General features: G+C 57.2%; 20 protein-coding genes and 1 pseudogene. 13 read left to right on the top strand and 8 right to left on the bottom strand.

Features of this window, described 5'->3' with window-relative positions; genetic code table 11:
* Positions 1-174: 174 nt before the first annotated feature.
* Together CVU60_13910 and CVU60_13905 are read left to right on the top strand one after the other, a co-directional pair.
* A complete protein-coding gene (locus CVU60_13910; GenBank protein ID PKN40937.1) occupies positions 175-738 on the top strand; it encodes a phosphonate metabolism protein/1,5-bisphosphokinase (PRPP-forming) PhnN in 564 nt (187 codons plus the stop codon).
* Positions 739-740: 2 nt separating this feature from the next.
* On the top strand, positions 741-1,343 hold the full coding sequence (locus CVU60_13905) for a chloramphenicol acetyltransferase (GenBank protein PKN40941.1): 603 nt from the start codon (positions 741-743) through the stop codon (positions 1,341-1,343).
* A gap of 30 nt (positions 1,344-1,373) precedes the next feature.
* Here CVU60_13905 and CVU60_13900 read toward each other — a convergent pair whose 3' ends face one another.
* The 6 genes and pseudogenes from CVU60_13900 to phnC form a co-directional block, all read right to left on the bottom strand.
* Positions 1,374-1,820: a hypothetical protein gene (locus CVU60_13900; GenBank protein ID PKN40936.1), complete on the bottom strand. Its 447-nt coding sequence runs from the start codon at positions 1,818-1,820 to the stop codon at positions 1,374-1,376.
* A 346-nt stretch (positions 1,821-2,166) separates the two neighbouring features.
* Positions 2,167-2,871 (bottom strand): hypothetical protein, encoded by a 705-nt coding sequence (locus tag CVU60_13895; protein ID PKN40935.1) that lies wholly within the window; start codon positions 2,869-2,871, stop codon positions 2,167-2,169.
* A gap of 104 nt (positions 2,872-2,975) precedes the next feature.
* A pseudogene (locus CVU60_13890) lies at positions 2,976-3,200 on the bottom strand (phosphonate metabolism protein PhnM).
* 35 nt (positions 3,201-3,235) lie between these two features.
* Positions 3,236-4,039: a phosphonate ABC transporter, permease protein PhnE gene (gene phnE / locus CVU60_13885; protein PKN40934.1), complete on the bottom strand. Its 804-nt coding sequence runs from the start codon at positions 4,037-4,039 to the stop codon at positions 3,236-3,238.
* Positions 4,040-4,099: 60 nt separating this feature from the next.
* Positions 4,100-5,065: a phosphonate ABC transporter substrate-binding protein gene (gene phnD, locus CVU60_13880; protein PKN40933.1), complete on the bottom strand. Its 966-nt coding sequence runs from the start codon at positions 5,063-5,065 to the stop codon at positions 4,100-4,102.
* A 29-nt stretch (positions 5,066-5,094) separates the two neighbouring features.
* Positions 5,095-5,937 carry a phosphonate ABC transporter ATP-binding protein gene (gene phnC / locus CVU60_13875; protein ID PKN40932.1) on the bottom strand — a complete coding sequence of 281 codons (843 nt, stop codon included), beginning with the start codon at positions 5,935-5,937 and terminating at the stop codon, positions 5,095-5,097.
* Between the two features lie 520 nt (positions 5,938-6,457).
* Between phnC and CVU60_13870 the strand changes: the two genes are divergently transcribed.
* Positions 6,458-7,681, top strand: coding sequence for a hypothetical protein (locus tag CVU60_13870; protein ID PKN40931.1), 1,224 nt, complete (start codon positions 6,458-6,460; stop codon positions 7,679-7,681).
* A gap of 146 nt (positions 7,682-7,827) precedes the next feature.
* Here the strand turns inward: CVU60_13870 and CVU60_13865 are convergent, their stop codons facing one another.
* A complete protein-coding gene (locus CVU60_13865) occupies positions 7,828-8,745 on the bottom strand; it encodes a glycine/betaine ABC transporter substrate-binding protein (GenBank protein PKN40930.1) in 918 nt (305 codons plus the stop codon).
* 394 nt (positions 8,746-9,139) lie between these two features.
* Positions 9,140-10,261: a pyruvate carboxyltransferase gene (locus tag CVU60_13860; GenBank protein PKN40929.1), complete on the bottom strand. Its 1,122-nt coding sequence runs from the start codon at positions 10,259-10,261 to the stop codon at positions 9,140-9,142.
* Positions 10,262-10,573: 312 nt separating this feature from the next.
* On the opposite strand from CVU60_13860, the gene nifH reads away from it, so the two are divergent.
* The 10 genes from nifH to nifB all read left to right on the top strand — a co-directional run bounded on the left by nifH (position 10,574) and on the right by nifB (position 20,356).
* The gene (nifH, locus tag CVU60_13855) at positions 10,574-11,404 is read left to right on the top strand and encodes a nitrogenase iron protein (GenBank protein ID PKN40928.1); all 831 of its coding nucleotides are present in this window, start codon (positions 10,574-10,576) and stop codon (positions 11,402-11,404) included.
* Positions 11,405-11,586: 182 nt separating this feature from the next.
* Positions 11,587-11,928, top strand: a complete 342-nt coding sequence (locus CVU60_13850; GenBank protein ID PKN40927.1) for a P-II family nitrogen regulator — start codon at positions 11,587-11,589, stop codon at positions 11,926-11,928.
* Positions 11,929-11,930: 2 nt separating this feature from the next.
* Positions 11,931-12,305, top strand: a complete 375-nt coding sequence (locus CVU60_13845) for a P-II family nitrogen regulator (GenBank protein ID PKN40926.1) — start codon at positions 11,931-11,933, stop codon at positions 12,303-12,305.
* A 45-nt stretch (positions 12,306-12,350) separates the two neighbouring features.
* The gene (gene nifD / locus CVU60_13840; GenBank protein ID PKN40925.1) at positions 12,351-13,991 is read left to right on the top strand and encodes a nitrogenase molybdenum-iron protein alpha chain; all 1,641 of its coding nucleotides are present in this window, start codon (positions 12,351-12,353) and stop codon (positions 13,989-13,991) included.
* A gap of 12 nt (positions 13,992-14,003) precedes the next feature.
* Positions 14,004-15,380 (top strand): nitrogenase molybdenum-iron protein subunit beta, encoded by a 1,377-nt coding sequence (gene nifK, locus CVU60_13835; GenBank protein PKN40924.1) that lies wholly within the window; start codon positions 14,004-14,006, stop codon positions 15,378-15,380.
* 50 nt (positions 15,381-15,430) lie between these two features.
* Complete coding sequence (locus CVU60_13830; protein ID PKN40923.1) at positions 15,431-15,793, top strand: hypothetical protein; 363 nt, start codon at positions 15,431-15,433, stop codon at positions 15,791-15,793.
* Positions 15,794-15,809: 16 nt separating this feature from the next.
* Positions 15,810-16,112: a ferredoxin gene (locus CVU60_13825; GenBank protein ID PKN40922.1), complete on the top strand. Its 303-nt coding sequence runs from the start codon at positions 15,810-15,812 to the stop codon at positions 16,110-16,112.
* A gap of 169 nt (positions 16,113-16,281) precedes the next feature.
* Positions 16,282-17,688, top strand: a complete 1,407-nt coding sequence (locus CVU60_13820) for a nitrogenase iron-molybdenum cofactor biosynthesis protein NifE (protein ID PKN40921.1) — start codon at positions 16,282-16,284, stop codon at positions 17,686-17,688.
* Positions 17,681-19,033 carry a nitrogenase gene (locus CVU60_13815; protein PKN40920.1) on the top strand — a complete coding sequence of 451 codons (1,353 nt, stop codon included), beginning with the start codon at positions 17,681-17,683 and terminating at the stop codon, positions 19,031-19,033. The genes CVU60_13820 and CVU60_13815 overlap by 8 nt, the downstream gene beginning before the upstream one ends.
* A 66-nt stretch (positions 19,034-19,099) precedes the next feature.
* Positions 19,100-20,356: a nitrogenase cofactor biosynthesis protein NifB gene (nifB, locus tag CVU60_13810; GenBank protein PKN40919.1), complete on the top strand. Its 1,257-nt coding sequence runs from the start codon at positions 19,100-19,102 to the stop codon at positions 20,354-20,356.
* The last annotated feature ends 18 nt before the right edge of the window (positions 20,357-20,374 follow it).

The following is a 20,374-nucleotide window of genomic DNA, read 5'->3' as shown; positions in this document are numbered from 1 at the left end:
GCCTGCCCTCCCTAGGTGAAAGGCCCGTGCGGCCACATTGGGCCGAGGAATGATGGTCCGAGGGCGAGAAATGGCGGCCACGGGGGACGAAGAAGGGCGGCCACGGGGGGCCGCCCCTACGTGTTGATGTTGGGGACGGGAAATTTATTGCACGAATTTCAGGTGAGGATTTTTATGCCAAGACTGATCTACATCATGGGGCCTTCGGGCTGCGGAAAGGACTCTCTCATGGCCGAGGTCCGGTTGCGGCTTCCCGCCGAAGCGCCTGTCGTCTTCGCTCACCGTTATATCACCCGCCCGGCCGATGCGGGCGGTGAAAATCATGTCGCCTTGAGGCGGGCCGAATTCCAGCTTCGACTGTCACGCGGACTTTTCGCCCTGCACTGGGAAAGCCACGGTTTCGCCTACGGCGTTGGTCGGGAGATCGACATCTGGATGGAGGCGGGGCTGAGCGTGGTGGTGAACGGTTCGCGCGGGGCATTGTCCGAGGCGCTCAAAGCCTATCCGGGTCTGCTGCCCGTGCTGGTCGAAGTGCCCGAGCAGATTTTGCGCGAACGTCTGGGCGCACGCGGTCGCGAGGATGCCGGGGAAATAGAGGCCCGGCTGGAGCGGGCGACCATGGCTGTGATCGAAACACCCGCCCTGACCCGTTTCGACAACTCCGGCCCCCTGGCCGAACGCGGCCAGGCCCTTGCCAGGCTGCTTCTTGAAACCACCCTGAACGGCAGGACATCATGACCATGCTCTCACCCGAACCGACCATAGATCCTTCAGCCGTCGTTACCGACAGCACCCTCGGCGACTGGACCGAAATCGGCGCCCAGACCGAGATCATCTCATCGGCCATCGGGGACTACTCCTACTTCTGCGACCGCTGCCACGTCATGTACACCACGGTGGGCAAGTTCTGCTCCATCGCCAACCACGCCCGACTGAATCCGAGCAACCATCCCACATGGCGGGCTACCCAGCATCATTTCACGTATCGCAGTTCCAAATTCGGCATGGGCCCTGATGAAGACGAATTTTTCGCCTGGCGGAAAAAACATGGCGTGACGCTCGGTCATGACGTCTGGATCGGCCACGGGGCGCTGATCATGCCCGGCGTGACCGTGGGTACGGGTGCGGTGGTGGCCTCGGGTGCCGTGGTCACGAAGGATGTGCCGGACTACGCTATTGTCGCCGGAGTGCCGGCGAAACCCATCAAGTACCGCTTCCCCCGCGAAACCCAGGAAAAATTGCTGGCTCTGGCCTGGTGGGACTGGGAACACGAACGCCTGGTGGCGGCGCTGAATGATTTTCGTGAGATGAGGGTTGAGGCGTTTGTGGAGAAGTACGGGTGAGAAGAGGGATGGTGACCTGCTTTCTGACGGTCATTCTTTTCCAAGTGCCTCCAAATCGGCCAGATCCTTCTTTCTTCCGGAAGCTTTCTTGTTTTGAACGTATTGATCGAGGCCTATGAAATACACTGGGATATCGCCGTACTTGCCTTCTTCACGGCTCATATAAGCATCTTCCCAGGAAACTCCAGATATCGACGTCATGATGTCAACCCGGATTGGAGGATATCCCAATTGAATAATATTCTCTGGATTTGTAAAATCTTCCAATTTCAGACCTGCAGAACCAAAACCGAATTCATTGAGAGCTTTTAAAATCAAATATGCATTTTTTGAATCTGATTTGACGAATATGTCAAGATCTCCAGTATATCTAGGTGCTCCATAATATGCCAGTGCGTATCCTCCAACTATGAGATACTCCACGTTATGATCGTTGAACAACGCAAGCAACTCTTTGAAGTCTTTCTGCACTTCCATGAGCTTGTCTCCTTAAAAATTCAACTGCGGATAGCCTTTCTTCTTGAGTTTTACTCTGCCAGTATATCAAGTCATCTATTTGCGATTCTTCTTTAATATTTTTTATTCGTGCAATTTTTTTGATCATATGTATTTTTCTCTTGAAAAATTAAAAGATCACTACGTAAAAATTATTTTTTACGTGTATCTTTCACGTACACGCCTTTGTCCCGTCGGGCGATTTATGGTTGCGCTGCCGTGGCGCGGAAAACATACTCAGGTCTGATAACCCGGCATTATTGCAGGACGCAAGAACAAACGCGGCGGGGACCGAAGCGTGTGGCGGGCATTGTCGAGAAAGTCTGCGTCAAGGTATCCGGGTAAGCGCGAATCGTTCCAGGATGGTGAACGGTTCTTCCGGGCACGCCTGGCGAAAAACGCAGATGTCCCGCACTGGAACGGCCTTGTGAAGGATGGGGGCGAGGAGTGCGGTGAGTCCGGTTCGAATGCGCTCCCGTTCTTGGGGATCGTGGATGCTGCCGGTCAGGGTCAGGTGGAAGCGCATTTCTTCCAGTACGTAGGGGTAGCCCCAGAGAGTCAGCAGGCGCTCCTGATTCGGCGTCAGGCCTTTGGCGCGGCGGCGGGCAAGTTCATCGGGTGATGGCGGGCGGCGGAAATGGTCCGGGACAGTGACGCAGATGCGTGCCAGGTCTTCAAGTTCCGGGCATGGCGCGGTCAGGGTCAGGGCGAAGAATGAGCCCAGTTCGGCAAGTTCAAGGCCAGGCAGGTCGAAGGCTCGCATTCTTGCGGCGATGTGGCCCACGTTTTCCAGCAATGCAGATTCATCATGCTGGTCGGACAGAAAGAAGGGCGGCTTCAGGGTGGCATGCAGCCCGTAGCGTCTCGGGCTTGCGGTCAGTTCCCGGAATCGTTCGGGTGCGATGTCCGGCAGGCATGGCTGCGTGACTTCGTCTGGCCCGCTTGCGTGACGGCCAAGGATTTCAGAGCCGACTCTGTCCGGCGTGCTGCCTTTTTTCGGGGCAAAATATATGGCGTAGCGGGCTTCAGACACAAATCCAACCTTCTGTCAGTGCAAGTTTCGGCCAACATGAATATCCCCCAATGAAAGGGGTCCAGGGGACTCGTCCCCTGGCCGCCGGAGGCATCTCTTCATTCCTACATCACCTGCCTGCCTTCTCTCCACACTGCAACAACCACGGGCACATCGTCCACCATCCTGACCCGCAGAAAATCCGCGCGCCTGCCGGGGAGCAGTTCGCCCCGGTCGGTGAGGCCAAGGGCGCGGGCCGGACTCGACGTGACGGTGGCCAAGGCCGCGTGCAGGGGCATGCACAAACGCTGTGCCATGACGAAAGGCACCTGCAGGAGGCTGGCAGGCATTGGTACAGCACAGGGATGGCATTTATGAGTCCGGTTCAGACGAAAAGTTTGCGCAGACGCTGGGAAATGAGGTCGATGGCTGTCACGGAGATGATGATCAGGATCATGATGGCGCAGGTCTGGGCGAAGTAGAAGCCGCGGATCATTTCCCACAGCACGACCCCGATTCCGCCGGCACCGACGATGCCGAGCACCGTGGCTGAACGCACGTTGGATTCGAAGCGGTAGAGGGAATAGGATATCCACAGTGGAAGCACCTGCGGGATGACGCCGAAAATGACCTCTTCGATCACGGTCGCACCCGTCGAGCGGATGCCTTCAACGGGTTGCGGGTCGATGGCCTCGACGGCTTCGGAAAAGAGCTTGGCCAAAACTCCGGTGGTGTGGACCCAGAGGGCCAGGACGCCGGCAAACGGGCCGAGTCCCACGGAGACCACGAAGAGCATGGCAAAGACCACTTCATTTATGGCCCGGCATGCATCCATGGCGCGGCGGACAGGCTGGTAGATCCACCAGGGGGCGATGTTTTCCGAACTCAGGATGCCGAAAGGTACGGCGCAGACAACGGCCAGAAACGTGCCCCAGACTGCAAGGTGGAAGGTGACGATGATTTCTTCCAGGTAGAGTCGCCAGTCGGCAAAATTTGGTGGGAAAAAGTCGCCGGCCAGGGTGGCCATGTTTCCCGCATCCGTGATGAGCGCCATGGGACGCATGTCAGCCCCTTCCCAGGACCAGGCCAGAATGGCCAGGACGATGGCCCAGCCCGTCAGTTTGGACAGGGATGACTGCACGCTGCGGGGCGGGCGGGTATCGACGAGAATCGTGTTCTGAACATTCATGAATGCATCCTTGAATGCGGCCAGCCTGATGTGGCCGACCGCATGTGATGGAGGAGATGTCTAGATCTTGGCTTTGATGGCTTCGAGCTTGGCGTCGATTTCAGCGAGCATCTTGGATTTTTCTTCGGCGGAGATGGTCGTGTCGCCTTCAACCTTGACGCGCTTTTTGAAGAGCTCCAGCTGGCGGATGGGCAGAAGCTGGTCGTTGTTCGACTCCTTGAAAGGAGCCCAGCCCAGTGCCTTCAGCACGGCGACTTCGCTTTCCTTGCCGGTGGTGCCGTAGGTCATGAGGAAGTTTCTGATCTTGGCCTTGGTGGCCTCGGGCAGATCCTTGCGCCAGACCAGCGGATCGCTGGGGATGAGCGGGGAGGTCCACACGACCTTGATCAGGCCGCGCTTGTCGGGGTGGGTCACATTCAGGCGAGCCAGATTTTCACTATTGTTGGTGGCCACATCCACCTGCTTGTTGGCGACGCTCAGGGCGTTGGTTTCGTGGTTGGCGCTGACCACGTTCTTGAAGATCTTTTTGGGATCGACCTTGTTCACTGCGAACACGTAGTAGCTGGGCACGAGGAAGCCGGAGGTGGAGTTGGGGTCGCCGTTGCCAAAAGAAAGGCCGGCGGCGTTCTTGAGTACGTCTTCCAGGGAATTGAGCGGAGAATCCTTGTGCACGATGAGGTGCGAATAATATCCGGGCTCACCGTCTGCGGGAACGGTCTGGGCGAATATTTCACCATCGGCGCGGTCGATAGCTTCCATGGCGCTCTTGTTGCCGTACCAGGCCACCTGCACCTTGTTGAAACGCATGCCTTCGATGATTCCGGCATAGTCGGAGGCGAAGAAGGCGTTGATCTTGAGCCCGGTGGCCTTTTCCATGTCGGCCAGGAAGGGATTCCAAACGGTCTTGAGATTCATGGAGGCTTCGGTGGAAATGATGCCGAAATTGATCTCTTTCATCTCGGCAGTAGCGGTCTGGACGCCAAAAAACGCCAGAAGGATGAACAGGCCACATAGTTTGCGAAACATTCTCTACTCCTTTGCAGTGCGGATGGTCGTTATGCCGCGGCAGGTGCCGGGGCGGGTTGGTTTTGATTGTTTTTCGCCTGATGGCGCATGGCGTTGTCCACGGCGGGGGAGAAAAGCTCCTCGGTTTCCGATCCGTAGATTTCCTTCAGAAAAGACGGTGTCAGGGCGGTGCTCGGACCGTCGTAGACGACGCGGCCATGGCGCAGGGCGATGGTACGGGGGCAGTAGCGGATGGCGTATTCGACCTGATGCAGGGAGACGATGACGGTAATTTTGTCCTCGCGGTGAATCTGCGCCAGAATGTCCATGACAACCCGCGACGATTCCGGATCCAGGGAGGCGATGGGTTCATCGGCCAGAAGGACCTTGGCCCGCTGGGTCAGTGCGCGGGCGATGGCCACGCGCTGCTGCTGCCCGCCGGACAGAGTCGAGGCCCGCTGCCAGGCCTTGTCGGCCATGCCGACGCGTGCCAGGGACTCCATGCCGAGACGGCGCTCCGTCGGGGGGAAGAGGTTGGACACTGCCCGCCAGGTGGGGACCCGGCCCAGAGCGCCCATGAGCACATTGGTCATGACCGACAGGCGGTCGACCAGATTGAACTGCTGGAAGATGACCCCTACCTCGGTGCGCACCTTGCGGGCATTCTTGGACAGTTTCCCGTCGCGCTGCATGATGTGGCTCAGGACTTCAATCTGTCCACCGCTGTCCGCATCACCGCACATCAGACCGCTGATGTGGCGCATGAGGGTCGACTTGCCGGAACCGGAAGAACCGATGAGGGCGACCATCTCCCCGCTCTCCACGGTGGCGTTGATATTGTCGAGTCCCTTTGTGCTTCTGAAAGTCTTGGTCAGTTGCTTGATCTGAATCATGGCGTTCCCTCTTGTTTTGCTTTTTTTAGGAGACGTCTGTGACGGAATCATGTCTGCGGCATGACAAGTTTGCCGCAACTGGTGTAGACAAATTATTATTTCATCTAATGTTTTTTATATGTTAGAAATTTTAAGGAAGTTTCTGGCAAGGGCTGAAGGGCAAGGGTTCGTATCCCGGCGTGTGGTTATAAAAAAAACTACGCGCGCAAGTTTTTAAAATATTTCATGGAGTGGTAAAGCTTGCCCGGTCCAGTATTATGGCTTAATGTACTTTTCTGATTTGCGTATGGAGAACATTTTGTAATTTTTATTTGTTTTATATTTTATTTTAGAAGACTTATATATATTCTTACTGCTTATATTTTGAGGTATTATTGTGTCGCACAAGCTTATAAAAAAAGAAATTGCTCCTGTTTATGACAGAATAGTCATAAATTTTCTGCAAAATCAAAATGGTTCTTTTTTTGTTGTTACCAATGATGAGATATTCGTAAGGACAATGCGCGGCGCATTGCGTACCATGGGACTGAATTACGATTCTTTGTCTGTGGCGCATGCTTCGTCGGATATTGGAAAGAAGTGCCGAGAACTTTTGGATACCCGTTCGCAAGTGGTCATGTTTATTGAATCTAAAATTAATGGAAGATCCAATGTTTTTGACTTCAAATCGTTGAAGGATGTTTTTCGAAACAGGTTGAAAATAATATGTATTACTCCAGAAGTTTCTGAAGAATATGTTTCATTTATTGCAGAAAATGATGTTGATTCCATCATTGTAAAGCCAATTTCGATCAATAACATAATACAAAAAATTGCTTTTACAATAAAACCAACAAACATGTTTCACGTAGAAGTTGAGAGTATAAGAGAATTGATAGAAAAAGGGGACTTCGAAGAAGCTGCTTCAAGGATAGATATGCTGCTTGAGGAAAAGCCAAGTAGTTCTATCTGTATGATTCTCAAGGGGGACATTTCCAGAAAAAATGGAAAGTTTGAAGATGCTGAATTATTTTATAAGGAAGCGGTCAAGGAATCCCGACTCAATTTGAAGCCGCTGCAAAAGCTTGCCGATCTCTACGCAGAGACCAATAATTCAAAAGAGTACATCAAGTACATGCTTCTGATGGATAAAATATCCCCACTGAATCATAAGAGAAAGATCGACATTGGAGAGCAGTACAGCAAGGATGGTCAAGAAGACAAAGCCAAGAAATTCTATCAGGATGCGGTCAGCATAGTTCGTTCCCAGGCAAATGACATGCTTGCCTCGACGCTCATGGATATCGGTATTAAATTGCGTGAAATCAATCCTGAGCAAAGCATCCTTTTCATGAATCAGGCGCTTGAAACAAAAGGCAGTGACATGACCCGTGAAGACCTGTGGATGGTCAATGAAATGGGGGTCTCGCTTCGCAAGAAAGGGGATTGGAAGGGCGCGGTGCAGACCTATCGGCAGGCGCTGGATGTGATCCCGAATGAGGGTGGGTTGCACTACAACATGGGAATGGCCTATGCTCAGGGAAAAGAGCACTACAAGGCTGTCTGTGAGTTCGAGAAAGCGATTTCCGCCTCTCCTGACCTGCTTCAGGAGTCTCCGCTTATTCCTTTCAATATCGGGATGGTCTATTTTCAGATGAATCGACTTCAGGAAGTGGAGCGATTCATGAAAACTGCATTGAAGTGCGATCCGGGATTCGATCGGGCCAAGACAATTCTTGGAAAGATTGGCTCCAAGCAGGACTGATACAAAGAAACATTCTTTTTTACCCATTCGCTTCAAAAGATTGGAATGTGACAGCGGATTCATGCCTGAACGCAAAGTTGAAATTGCGTTCAGACATGAATCCGCTGTTTTGCTTTTGAGATCAGGCTAGGATTTTGGCAATGCGTCTATTTGATTTTATCCCTCACCGCATCAAAGGCGGGCTTTCCGTCCACGGTCAGGACCCCTTCAAGCCACTTGGCGACGGTTTCAGGGTTTTCTGCGATCCAGGTCCGCGCCACATCGACAGGGTCCTTCTTTTCGAAGCCGAACGCGTAAATCCAGGCGCTCTGGATTTCGGCCGGAACATAAAAATTGCTCAGAAACGCTCGCGCCTGCGGGTATTTTTCGGCAAAGTCGTTGCTGGCCACTGTGTAGACAACACTTGAGCTGATCAATTTTTCGGAGCCGGGCACACCTTCCAGGAATTTCATGTCGATCTTGAGGGTCATCCAGTGGGGCCGCCAGGCATGGAAAACCGCCCATTTGTTCTGTCGCACGCGGTCGTCGACGGCGGTGAGCATGACCGGGGTCGTGCTGCCGACCAACTCCCAGTCCCCAAGTCCAGCCACATCGTTGCTGATCATTTCCTCGGTGCTTGTATGCATGCCGCTGCCGACCTCGATGCCGAAAATGGTGCGGTCGAATTTGTCGGCGTGCTTGTCCAGGTCAGCCACGGAGCGTACTCCCGCATCCCAGACATAGGTCGGTACTGCCAGGCCCGTGTCGGCCTGGTCCACATTGACCCTTATGATGTCAATGGCCTTATTTTCCTTGAGTGGGATGAACATTCCGTTCTGCTGAGGAATCCATGCTGCCACGTAGGCGTCGACATCCCCGGCTGTCAGGCCTTTGTAGATGACCGGGGGACCTATTTCGAGCTGATTGGTTTCATGGCCCATGGCATTCAGGATCTGGCAGACGACTTCGGTTTTGACGGTCACCCCGGGCCATGGCGGGACCCCGAACCGAATGGGGTTTGCCAGCAGATTTGCGGGAATGAGGCAAACCGCTGCGACGATAACAAGTGCTTTGAGAAAACGCATAATACCCCCTGATACAATGGTTTCGCAATGCTCGTCACGCGCAAAGGCAAATGCGTCAATCCTAATTAAAAATACATGCTATGCGGTTCACTGTGACGGAGATTGCTTTTCTGGATGAAAATTCTGAGTGGTCTATTTTTAGCTGCTACACGAAAAAATATCCAAAATCAATGTTTGATTGACTTTGCAAAATTCATGGGAGTGAAAGACTCAGGCAGAGTGTGCAGATGCGGGGTAGGGAGAGGAAAAGAAATCCCGCCGCCGCAGATTCTCAGCGTCGGCGGGAAGGAATGAGGCATGGGCGAGGACAGCTGTTTCCAGCCTTTCATCCGGGCCATACGCTTATGTCCCGGAATTTTTAACGGTGATCCTTGAAAACGCTTGCGTCCTTGTCTTAGCAAATCCCGCCTTCCAGACAACCCTTTGCCTTGGCCAGATCCTGCACTTCAACCGGACTCAAGGGGCGGCCTGCGCTGTTGGCTCGCTGACGAATCGTGTCCACCAAACTGCCGATGGAGTTGAGCGGTCCTTCCAGCCCAACCTGGCGAAGCATGTTCCTGACCGCTCCCTGGCCGGCCTTGGCACCTAGGGCCAGCATGCGTTTGGCTCCGGTCAGGGCGGGGTCGTAGGGCTCGAATAGAGCCGGGTTTTTGAGAATGCCGTCCACGTGCAGGCCCGACTCGGCCGCGAAAATGTCATCGCCTGAAACCGGCCGGTTGCGGGCCACCGGAATGTGGGCGAGTTCGGCCACCATATCGCACAGGCCGCGTACCAGATTCATGTCGTAGATCTCGTATCCCTGCACCAGACGCAGGTGCCCGGCCACTTCCTCCAGGGCGGAGATGCCCGAACGCTCACCTATCCCCAGTACCGAAACATCGGCCCAATGCGCGCCCGCTTCCAGCGCCGTGATGGCGTTGGCCGTGGCCATGCCGAAATCGTTGTGACAGTGGATGGCGATCTCCATGTCCACACCGGCGGCAAAGAAACGCACCAGCTCCGCTATGCGGGTCGGGGTCATGACGCCCAGCGTGTCGGCCAGGCGGATGCGCACGGCGCCGAGCTCTCTGGCCATGCGGGCCATGGAGAGGGCAAATTCCTGGTCGGCCCGGGTCACGTCCTCGAGGCCGATGCTGATGCGGCGGATGCCGCAGGAGTGGGCAAGCCCCACGGTTTCGCGCAGCATGGTGGTCAGACCGTCCCGGTCCGTGCGCAGACGCTCTGCGATGTGCAGGTCCGAAACGGGCAGCCCGATATTGATCGTGTCGATACCCAGTCCCGCTGCCCGGTAAACATCCACCGTACGGCACGGAGACCACACGCTCAGGTCGCAGGTCGCTCCCTTGTGCCGCAGGGTCCGCACCATATCGTCAAGGCCCTGCTGTCCCATCCAGCCGATCTCTATCTCTTCCACGCCCATGTCCGCGATGCGGCCGGCGATTTCGATTCCGATCTTATTGGGGATACAGGTCCCGAACATTTGCGCCCCTTCCCTGAGTGTCGTGTCGATGAGCATGCGTCCTCCCGTGTTTGCCCTTCTCTTTGCACGGTCGGTGCCATGCGTTGAGATTTTCTCATTGTGCTGAATTTTAAGGTTTTGTCCTTTTCAGGGAGGGCCATGGCTATGCTGACAGGAATGTCCCAACCTACATTTTTGTGTTTGTTGTTTGTGTAGGAATCCGGGTGTCCTGCTGGGCGTCTCTTTTGTTTTCACTCATATTTTCAGATATTTATGAGTTATTGCGCTTTTTGGCACGCGCGTTGCCCTAGGGAGGTTCAGGTAGGGCACACAACTACACCAAAAACTCTCACATAAAGGAGCATCATCATGAGGAAGATCGCAATTTACGGCAAAGGCGGCATCGGCAAGTCCACCACAACGCAGAACACGGTCGCGGGTCTGGCTGAAATGGGCAAGAAGATCATGGTTGTCGGCTGTGATCCCAAGGCCGACTCCACCCGTCTTCTCCTCGGCGGCCTTGCTCAGAAGTCGGTGCTGGATACCCTGCGCGACGAAGGCGAGGACGTGGAATTGGCCGACATCCGCAAGGCCGGTTTCAGCGGCACCTGGTGTGTCGAATCCGGTGGGCCCGAGCCGGGCGTAGGTTGCGCAGGACGCGGCATCATCACCTCCATCAACATGCTCGAGTCGCTCGGCGCCTATCACGAATCCGAACAGCTGGACTACGCCTTCTACGACGTTCTGGGCGACGTTGTGTGCGGCGGGTTCGCCATGCCCATCCGCGACGGAAAGGCCGAAGAAATCTACATTGTCTGTTCCGGCGAGATGATGGCCATGTATGCGGCCAACAACATCTGCAAGGGCATCATGAAGTACGCCGAATCCGGCGGAGTGCGTCTTGGCGGGCTGATCTGCAACTCCAGAAACGTCGATAACGAGCGCGAGATGATCGAGGAACTGGCCAGGAAGATCGGCACCCAGATGATCTACTTCGTACCCCGCGACAACGACGTGCAGCGTGCAGAGATCAACCGCATGACCGTGATCGAATGGAAACCCGATGCGCCCCAGGCCGATCACTACCGCAACCTGGCCAAGGCCATCGACCAGAACAAGATGTTCGTCGTGCCGAAGCCGCTTGAAATCGAGGAGCTGGAGCAGTTGCTGATGGACTTCGGCCTTCTCGAAGCCGTGTAGGCGGTCGTCCAAAAATCCGTTCTGGACTGCGTTGCTCCCCGAATTTGAGGGGCTCATGTAGTCGGCTACACTTCACCCCTCAAATTCGACTCGCGCCTTGCCACAACGAATTTTTGAACGACCTTGGTGCGAAAGTTAAAGAATAAAGACAGTTATAGAAAAAAACAAAGGAGAGAAAACATATGATCATGGTCAGAGCAATCGTACGCCCCGAAAAGTCCGATGATGTCCTCGCAGCCCTCATGGATGCAGGTTTTCCGGCGGTGACCAAATATTCCGTGGCCGGTCGCGGCAAGCAGCGCGGCATCAAGATCGGCGAAGTGACCTACGACGAGATCCCCAAGACCATGCTCATGAGCGTGGTCAAGGCCGAGGACAAGGACTTTGTCATCAGCGTGATCATGAAGGCTGCGCGCAGCGGGGCCAAGGGCGCATTCGGCGACGGCAAGATTTTCGTGAGCGAGGTGGGCGACGTGTACACCATCAGCTCCGGTATCTGTGACAGCGCCCCCGCAGGAGCATAGTCATGAAAGAAGTGATCGCGGTCATCCGCATGAACATGATGAACAAGACCAAGAAAGCTTTGCAGGACGCGGGCGTGGTCGCTTTCTTCGCCCACGAAGCATTTGGTCGCGGCAAGGGCCTGGTGGACGTGAAGCCTCTTGAAGGGGCCAGGAAGGGAATCGAGGAAGCGGTGGCCGTGCTGGGTGAGAAGGGCAAGCTTTACCCCAAACGCATGCTGACCGTCGTGGTCACCGACGATCTGGTGTCCGAAGTGGTCAAGGTCATCACCGATACCAACAGGACCGGCCAGCCCGGCGACGGCAAGATTTTCGTTTTGCCCATGATCGACGCGGTGCGGGTCAGGACCGGAGAAAAGGGCGCCAAGTCCATTGAATAGAGCCGGTTTCATCCATTGAAACCAGGACACACGAAGGAGAACATCATGCCATCATCTGCCAAGAAGCTCGTCAACTGGACGCCCACCGACGTAAAAGCGGACATGCTCGCCAAGTATCCGCCCAAGGTGGCCAGAAAGCGCGCCTCCCAGATCCTCGTCAACGAGGCCCTGGGCAACGAGACCCCTGAAATATCCGCCAACGTGCGCACCATTCCAGGCATAATCACCATGCGCGGCTGCACCTACGCAGGCTGCAAGGGCGTCATCCTGGGGCCCACCCGCGACATCGTCAACATCACCCACGGCCCCATCGGCTGCGGTTTCTACTCCTGGCTGACCCGCCGTAACCAGACCGACGCGTCGGGCGAGGGCGACGAGAACTTCATGCCGTACTGCTTTTCCACGGACATGCAGGACCAGGACATCATCTTCGGCGGCGAGAAGAAGCTGCAGGCTGCCATCCAGGAAGCCTACGACCTCTTCCACCCCAAGGCCATCGCCATCTTCGCCACCTGTCCCGTTGGGCTCATCGGCGACGACATCCACGCCGTGGCCCGCAAGATGAAGGCCCAGTTCGGCGACTGCAACGTCTTTGCCTTCAGCTGCGAGGGATACAAGGGCGTCAGCCAGTCCGCCGGTCACCACATCGCCAACAACAAGATCTTCAGCGAAGTGGTGGGAGAGAACGATGCCGAGAAACCCGGCGAGTTCAAGATCAACCTTCTGGGCGAATACAACATCGGCGGAGACGGGTTCGAGATCGACCGCATACTCAAGAAATGCGGCATCACCAACATCTCCACCTTTTCCGGCAACTCGACCTACGACCAGTTCGCTTCGGCGCACAAAGCCGATCTGTCCGCGGTCATGTGCCACCGTTCCATCAACTACGTGGCCGACATGCTCGAAACCAAGTTCGGCATCCCGTGGATCAAGGTCAACTTCATCGGCGCCAAGTCCACGGCCAAGTCCCTGCGCAAGATCGCGGAATACTTCGGTGATCCGGGCCTGACCGCTCGCGTGGAAGAAGTCATCGCCGAGGAAATGCCCGCCGTTGACGCTGTCATAGACGACGTGCTGCCCCGTACCAAGGGCAAGACGGCCATGCTCTTCGTCGGTGGCTCCCGCGCCCATCATTATCAGGATCTTTTTGCCGAGATGGGCATGAAGACCCTGGCCGCAGGCTACGAATTCGCCCACCGCGACGACTACGAAGGCCGCCAGGTCATCCCGGGTCTGAAGGTCGACGCCGACAGCCGCAACATCGAGGAAATCGAGGTCAAGGCGGACGAGAATCGTTACGCCCCGCGCAAGACTTCCGAGGAGATGGCGAAGCTCGAAGCCGCCGGACTGAAGTTCAAGGAATACGACGGCCTGATCCCGGACATGGATCATCAGACCCTCGTTATCGACGATCTCAACCAGTACGAGGCCGAAAAGCTGGTCGAAATCATCAAACCCGATGTTTTCTGCGCGGGCATCAAGGAAAAGTTCTCCATCCAGAAGCTGGGCATACCCATGAAGCAGCTGCACAGCTACGATTCCGGCGGCCCCTATGCCGGTTTTCAGGGCGCGGTCAACTTCTATCATGAGATCGACCGCCTCGTGAACAGCAAGGTCTGGAGTTACATGAAGGCCCCCTGGCAGGAAAACCCGGAACTGTCTGCCACGTACGTCTGGGAATAAGAGGAAATAATCATGCTACTTAGACATACCCCCAAAGAAATAAAGGAACGCAGCGCCCTGGCCATCAACCCGGCCAAGACCTGCCAGCCCATCGGTGCCATGTACGCGGCGCTGGGCATTCACGGATGCCTGCCGCATTCCCACGGTTCCCAGGGCTGCTGCGCCTACCACCGCAGCTCCCTGACCCGGCACTACAAGGAGCCTGTTTCGGCCGCCACCAGTTCCTTCACCGAAGGTGCTTCGGTCTTTGGCGGCGGTGCGAACCTGGTCTCGGCCATCGAGAACATCTTCACCGTCTACGAACCCGATGTCATCGCCGTGCACACCACCTGCCTGTCCGAGACCATCGGCGACGACCTGCCGCAGATGACAGACAAGGCCAAAAAGAGTGGCAAGGTGCCTGAGGGCAAGCACGTGATCTACGCCAACACGCCCAGCTACGTCGGCTCGCACGTCACCGGCTTCTCCAACATGGTCAAGGGCATGGCCAAGGGCTTTGCCGTGAACACCGGCAAGAAGAACGGCCGCGTGAACATCATCCCCGGCTGGGTCGAACCTTCGGACATGGATGAAGTCAGACGCATGGCCACCCTCATGGGCCTTGACATCATCCTCTTCCCGGACACTTCCGGCGTGCTGAACGGCGCTCTGACCGGCGAATACAAGATGTTCCCCGACGGCGGCACTCCGGTCGCCGACCTTGTTGCTTCAGGCGACGCCATCGGCACTTTGGCCCTTGGCGAATGGTGCTCGGCCGACGCTGCACGCTGGCTCGACACCCAGTGCAAGGTGCCCTGCACCGTGCTCGACATGCCGTTTGGCCTCAAGGCCACGGACCGCTTCATCGACACCCTGCGCAAGGTCGCGGGCGTCAGCGTGCCCGATACCATCGCGTTTGAGCGCGGTCAGCTGGTCGATCTGATCTCCGACATGCACCAGTACTTCCACGGCAAGAAAGTGGCCCTGGTCGGCGATCCGGATCAGGTCATCGCCCTGACCGAGTTCCTGGCTTCCATCGACATGAAGCCCGTGCACATCGTTACCGGAACCCCCGGCAACAAGTTCGAGAAGCGCATCGAGGAGATCACGGCCGAGGCCGGTTACAAGGCCAACGTCAAGGCCGGGGGGGACATGTTCCTCCTGCACCAGTGGATCAAGAACGAGCCCGTGGATCTGATCATCGGCAACTCCTACTGCAAGTACATCGCCCGCGACGAGGACATCCCGTTCCTGCGCTTCGGGTTCCCCATCTACGATCGCGTCGGACATCAGTATTTTCCGACAGTCGGGTACAAGGGCGGGTTGCACATGCTGACCAGGATTCTCGATCTCCTGCTGACCCGCTCGGATCGTGATGAAACGGAAGAGAAGTTTGAACTTGTCTATTAGCTAGATGCCCGGCGGCGGGAGGACCCGCCGCCTTTTGAAGGAGCAGGATCATGACTTTCGCGCCTCCCCCTCCAAATCGCCCGCTGGTGGCCGTGGCCAGCAGTACCGGCAAGACCGTGGACTTGCACCTGGGCCATGTCCGGGAATTCAGGATCTATGGCCGTGACCAGGGCATGGTCGGACTCATCGGAACCCGTCCGGCGCCGGCTCCCGGCGGCGGCAACGTCCGCTGGGAAGGGGTGGCCGAGGTCTTGAGCGACTGCGCCTACCTGCTGGTCGCAAGCATAGGGCCAAAGCCTCTTGAAATTCTGGCCGCCCGGGGCCTCACGGTCATCGAGGCCGAAGGCTTCGTGCTCAGCCTGGTGCGCCAGCTCTATGGTTCGGCAGATTCTCCGGCGGAAAATAATTCTTAAAAATTTGGAGACAGATATGGCCATTCCCGAAAAACAGATTCTCGTTTGCCAGAGCTTTCGCGTCGGGGGAGACCCCAAGGGCGTCTGCTTCAAGCAGACCGACGGTTTTTTGCAGTACATGGAAGAAGAGATCCTGGCTCGCGGCCTCGACATCCTGATCACGGCCACGGGCTGCATGAAGCTGTGCGAAAAGGGCCCGATCATGGTCGTCCAGCCCGACAACTGGTGGTTCGGCGGCGTGAACAGCGAAGAGGCCATCGACGCCATCCTGGACGGGATCGAAGCGGGCGAACCCTGCGCCGAATACCATCTGGGCTAGGTTTTGACGGATTGATTTTTTGTCCCGAATCCGCCGGAGGGTTTCCTCCATCAGCCTTGCGGCGGATTCGGGTTCCATGAAGACATTTTTTTGGATCGATGGGCCAAGCGGCTTGCGAAAGATGAATTTTCGGGCGGTAACACAGCGACACCGCCCCAAGGAGCACACCATGAACAAGACCATACTCGAAGAACGGAAAAGCCAGATGCACCGCATCGGCGAAGAACCTTTCGCCATGGCGTGCAACCGCCCCAGCCTGGCCGGCGCGGTCAGCCAGCGGGCCTGCGTGTTTTGCGGTTCACGGGTGGTGCTCTACCCCATCGCCGACGCCCTGCATCTCGTGCACGGGCCCATCGGTTGCGCCACCTATACCTGGGACATCCGGGGGGCCATCTCTTCAGGCCCGCAGCTGCATCGCCTGAGCTTTTCCACGGACCTGCAGGAAATGGACGTCATCTTCGGCGGCGAGAAGAAGCTCGAAGCCTCCCTGCGCGAGCTCATCAGCCTGCACAATCCCAGGGCCGCCTTCGTCTATTCGACCTGCATCGTCGGCCTCATCGGTGACGATCTGGAGGCCGTGTGCCGCCGTGTCTCCGAGGACACGGGCATCACGGTCCTGCCGGTCATGAGCGAAGGCTTCAAGGGCAACAAGCGCGAAGGATACGCCGCCGCCTGCAAGGCCATGTTCCGGCTTGTGGGCACGGGCGACACCAAGGGCATCTCGCCCAAGAGCGTGAACATCCTCGGAGACTTCAACCTGGCGGGTGAAACATGGATAGTGCGCGAATATTTCAAGAAAATGGGGGTCGAGACCGTGGCCAACATCACCGGCGATGGGCGGGTGGACGACATACGGCGCTGTCATGGCGCCGCGCTCAATCTGGTGCAGTGCTCCGGTGCGACCATGGAACTCGCCAAGATGATGGAGGAGAAATACGGCATTCCCTACCAGCGGGTATCCTACCTTGGCGTGGAGGACATGGCCGATTCACTCTACAAGGTGGCCGATTTTTTTGCGGACCAGGACCCGGAAATAAAGGCCAAGACCGTGGCTCTGGTGCGCGAGGAGCTCTCCGTGCTGATGCCGAAGCTGGCCGAGCTGCGCCGCGATCTCGAAGGCAAGAAGGTGGCCATGTATGTGGGCGGATCCTTCAAGGCCTTCTCGCTGGTCAAGGCCTTCAGGCATCTGGGCATGTCGGTGGTCGTAGTCGGCTCCCAGACCGGGACCGAGGAAGACTACAAGGAGCTGGCCGCCATCTCCGATCCCGGGACCATCATCGTCGATGACACCAACCCCCTCGAACTGGCCCAGTTCATAAAAGAGAAGGATGTGGACGTGTTTGTCGGCGGAGTCAAGGAACGGCCCATTGCCTACAAGCTGGGCGTCGGCTTCTGCGATCACAATCACGAGCGCAAGATTGCGCTGGAAGGCTTCATCGGCATGTACAATTTCGCAAGGGAGATCCACGCCTCGGTCATGAGCCCGATCTGGCGCTTCATGCCCCGGCGGAGCGCGACGCGCCCGGCCGGAACCAATCGCGTGACCTGTACCACCAAGGAGGCCGTCAATGGCTAACACTTACGTTTCCACCACCAATGCCTGCAAGATGTGCACGCCCATGGGCGCGGCCCTGGTTTTCAAGGGCATCGAGAACGCCGTCCCCTTTCTGCACGGCTCCCAGGGCTGCGCGACCTACATGCGCCGCTATATCATCAGTCATTACCGCGAACCAGTGGACATCGCCTCCTCGGCCCTGGGCGAGAAGAGCGCGGTCTACGGCGGCGGACCGAACCTCAAGAAGGGCATTTTGAACGTCATGCGCAAGTACGATGTGGATCTGGTCGGCGTGGCCACGACCTGCCTGACCGAGACCATCGGCGATGATGTTGGTCGCTATCTGTTCGAATTTCGTGAAGAATTTGCTGACCTGCCGCTGCCTGAGCTGGTTCATGTCGCCACCCCCAGCTACTCGGGCACGCACATGGAAGGCTGGCACGCGGCGGTGCGCTCCCTGGCCGATCAGGTCGTCAAGGAGCGGGGGACGCCCCACGACGGCGTGAACCTGCTGCCCGGCTTCCTGTCTCCGGCGGATTACCGCTTCTTGCGCGAACTTGGCGAACGGTCCGGCGTGCGTTTTACCATGCTCCCCGACCTGTCGAGGACCATGGATGGCGTGATCTGGGACGATTATCACTCCCTGCCCGACGGCGGCACGCCCGTGGCCGATATCCGGGCCATGGGCGGTGCGGCCGGGACCATCGAGTTCGGCATGTCCGGAGGCCTGACGGAGTCGGCTTCCGCAGTGCTGGAGCGCAAATTCGGCGTTCCGGCCCGCAAGACCATGATCCCCATCGGCCTGAGAGCCACGGACGCCTTCATGGACACCCTGAGCGAGTTTGCGGGTTGCGACATGCCTGAGAAGGACGCCTTCGACCGAGGCAGGCTGCTGGATGCCATGGTCGACGGTCACAAGTACATTTTCGGCAAGCGCGCCGTGGTTTACGGCGAAGAGGATTTCGTCATCGCCATGTGCTCCTTTCTGGGCGAGATCGGCATCCAGCCGGTCCTGGCCGCCACCGGCACCCAGGGCGAGCGCTTCGGCGAAGCGGTGATCGATGCGCTCGGCGATGTCTGCGTGACCATGCCCGTGATCAGGAGCGGTGCCGATTTCAAGGATATCGAGGAAGAGGCCGCCGACCTGGCTCCCGATCTGCTGGTCGGCCACAGCAAGGGCTACAAGATGGCCCGGGCGTCAAACATTCCGCTCATCCGGGTCGGTTTCCCCATCCATGACCGCTTTGGCGGACAGCGGATCCTGCATGTCGGTTACGAAGGCGCGCTGTCCCTCTACGACATGCTGGTAAATGCGGTTTTGGAGAAGAGCCAGGACGAATGCCCGGTTGGGTATGGGTATTTGTAGCGGCAATCAATCCATCTTCGGGTTTCATCTGCGTCGCAGACGCATCAACATACAAGGGAGAACCCCATGTCCGAAGCAAAAGACAGATCAAAGCATCCCTGTTTCAATAAAGAGACTTCCGGATCCTGTGGCCGGGTGCATCTGCCCGTGGCCCCCGGCTGCAATATCCAGTGCAACTACTGCAACCGCAAATACGACTGCGTGAACGAGTCCCGGCCGGGCGTCACCAGCGCGATCCTGCCTCCGGACAAGGCCGTGGAGTACCTGGATGAGGTCCTCAAAAAAGAGCCGCGCATCACTGTGGTCGGCATCGCCGGACCCGGCGATCCCATGGCCGAGGCCAAACGCACAATAGAAACCATCGAACGCATCAACAAGAAATATCCGGACATGCTCTACTGCCTGTCCTCCAACGGGCTGGCCCTGCCCGAACATGTGGACCGTCTGGCCGAGCTGGGTGTTACCCACATGACCGTGACCATGAACGCCGTGGATCCTGAAATCGGCGCAAAGATCTATTCCTGGGTGCGGGTCGGAAAGGTGGTTTACAGGGGCGTTGAGGGGGCAAAAATCCTTCTGGAGCGCCAACTCGAATCCATCCGTCTTTTGAAGGCAAAGGGCATCACCGTGAAGGTGAACAGCATCATCATTCCCGGCGTGAACGATCATCACCTGGTCGAGGTGGCCAGGGTGGCGGCGGAACTTGGCGCGGACATCCAGAATCTCATCCCGTTGCACCCGACGGCGGATACCCCTTTTGCCGCTGTGGAAGAGCCGACCAAACAGCTCATTCATGAACTGCGGGCCAAGGGCGGGGAGCTGGTGCCGCAGATGACCCATTGCAAGCGCTGCCGGGCCGATGCCGTGGGGCTCCTGTGTTCGGACCGCTCCAGCGAGCTGATTCCGGCCCTGAATAAACTGGCATGCGGCTCCTCTAAGGACGTCAAGCCTTATGTGGCCGTGGCCACGCGGGAGGGGATGCTTGTCAACATGCACCTTGGCGAGGCTCCGGGCTTTCAGATCTGGACGCCTCACGGCAAGGGTGCGCGCATGATGGAGGAGCGGCAGGCTCCGGATGTTGGCTGTGGCCCGGATCGCTGGCACAGGCTTGCCGACATCCTGCATGACTGTTCCCTGGTCCTGGTCGAAGCGGCGGGCAAGCAGCCCCGGCAGGTTTTGGGCGAGCACGGGATCACGGTGCTCGAATGTACGGGCTTGATCTCAGACATCGTGACGGAACATTATCAGGGGGGAGACATCATGCGCTACAAGACGCGAAATCATAAGGCAGGATGTGCAGGCATGGGTGGCGGCTGCGGATGAATGAGGTCTCACGATGCG

Source organism: Deltaproteobacteria bacterium HGW-Deltaproteobacteria-18 (genome assembly GCA_002841885.1).
GTDB lineage: Bacteria > Desulfobacterota > Desulfovibrionia > Desulfovibrionales > Desulfomicrobiaceae > Desulfomicrobium.
This window is presented reverse-complemented; position numbering and strand designations above follow the sequence as displayed.

Excerpts from the sequence above, each read along its gene's own strand:
- CVU60_13815 (PKN40920.1), top strand. The coding sequence starts at position 17,681 with ATGGCTAACACTTACGTTTCCACCACCAATGCCTGCAAGATGTGCACG.
- CVU60_13830 (PKN40923.1), top strand. The coding sequence starts at position 15,431 with ATGACTTTCGCGCCTCCCCCTCCAAATCGCCCGCTGGTGGCCGTGGCC.
- CVU60_13825 (PKN40922.1), top strand. The coding sequence starts at position 15,810 with ATGGCCATTCCCGAAAAACAGATTCTCGTTTGCCAGAGCTTTCGCGTC.
- phnE (PKN40934.1), bottom strand. The coding sequence starts at position 4,039 with ATGAATGTTCAGAACACGATTCTCGTCGATACCCGCCCGCCCCGCAGC.
- CVU60_13910 (PKN40937.1), top strand. The coding sequence starts at position 175 with ATGCCAAGACTGATCTACATCATGGGGCCTTCGGGCTGCGGAAAGGAC.
- nifK (PKN40924.1), top strand. The coding sequence starts at position 14,004 with ATGCTACTTAGACATACCCCCAAAGAAATAAAGGAACGCAGCGCCCTG.
- CVU60_13905 (PKN40941.1), top strand. The coding sequence starts at position 741 with ATGCTCTCACCCGAACCGACCATAGATCCTTCAGCCGTCGTTACCGAC.
- CVU60_13900 (PKN40936.1), bottom strand. The coding sequence starts at position 1,820 with ATGGAAGTGCAGAAAGACTTCAAAGAGTTGCTTGCGTTGTTCAACGAT.
- CVU60_13860 (PKN40929.1), bottom strand. The coding sequence starts at position 10,261 with ATGCTCATCGACACGACACTCAGGGAAGGGGCGCAAATGTTCGGGACC.
- nifD (PKN40925.1), top strand. The coding sequence starts at position 12,351 with ATGCCATCATCTGCCAAGAAGCTCGTCAACTGGACGCCCACCGACGTA.
- phnD (PKN40933.1), bottom strand. The coding sequence starts at position 5,065 with ATGTTTCGCAAACTATGTGGCCTGTTCATCCTTCTGGCGTTTTTTGGC.
- phnC (PKN40932.1), bottom strand. The coding sequence starts at position 5,937 with ATGATTCAGATCAAGCAACTGACCAAGACTTTCAGAAGCACAAAGGGA.
- nifH (PKN40928.1), top strand. The coding sequence starts at position 10,574 with ATGAGGAAGATCGCAATTTACGGCAAAGGCGGCATCGGCAAGTCCACC.
- nifB (PKN40919.1), top strand. The coding sequence starts at position 19,100 with ATGTCCGAAGCAAAAGACAGATCAAAGCATCCCTGTTTCAATAAAGAG.
- CVU60_13870 (PKN40931.1), top strand. The coding sequence starts at position 6,458 with ATGGGACTGAATTACGATTCTTTGTCTGTGGCGCATGCTTCGTCGGAT.
- CVU60_13850 (PKN40927.1), top strand. The coding sequence starts at position 11,587 with ATGATCATGGTCAGAGCAATCGTACGCCCCGAAAAGTCCGATGATGTC.
- CVU60_13865 (PKN40930.1), bottom strand. The coding sequence starts at position 8,745 with ATGCGTTTTCTCAAAGCACTTGTTATCGTCGCAGCGGTTTGCCTCATT.
- CVU60_13820 (PKN40921.1), top strand. The coding sequence starts at position 16,282 with ATGAACAAGACCATACTCGAAGAACGGAAAAGCCAGATGCACCGCATC.
- CVU60_13845 (PKN40926.1), top strand. The coding sequence starts at position 11,931 with ATGAAAGAAGTGATCGCGGTCATCCGCATGAACATGATGAACAAGACC.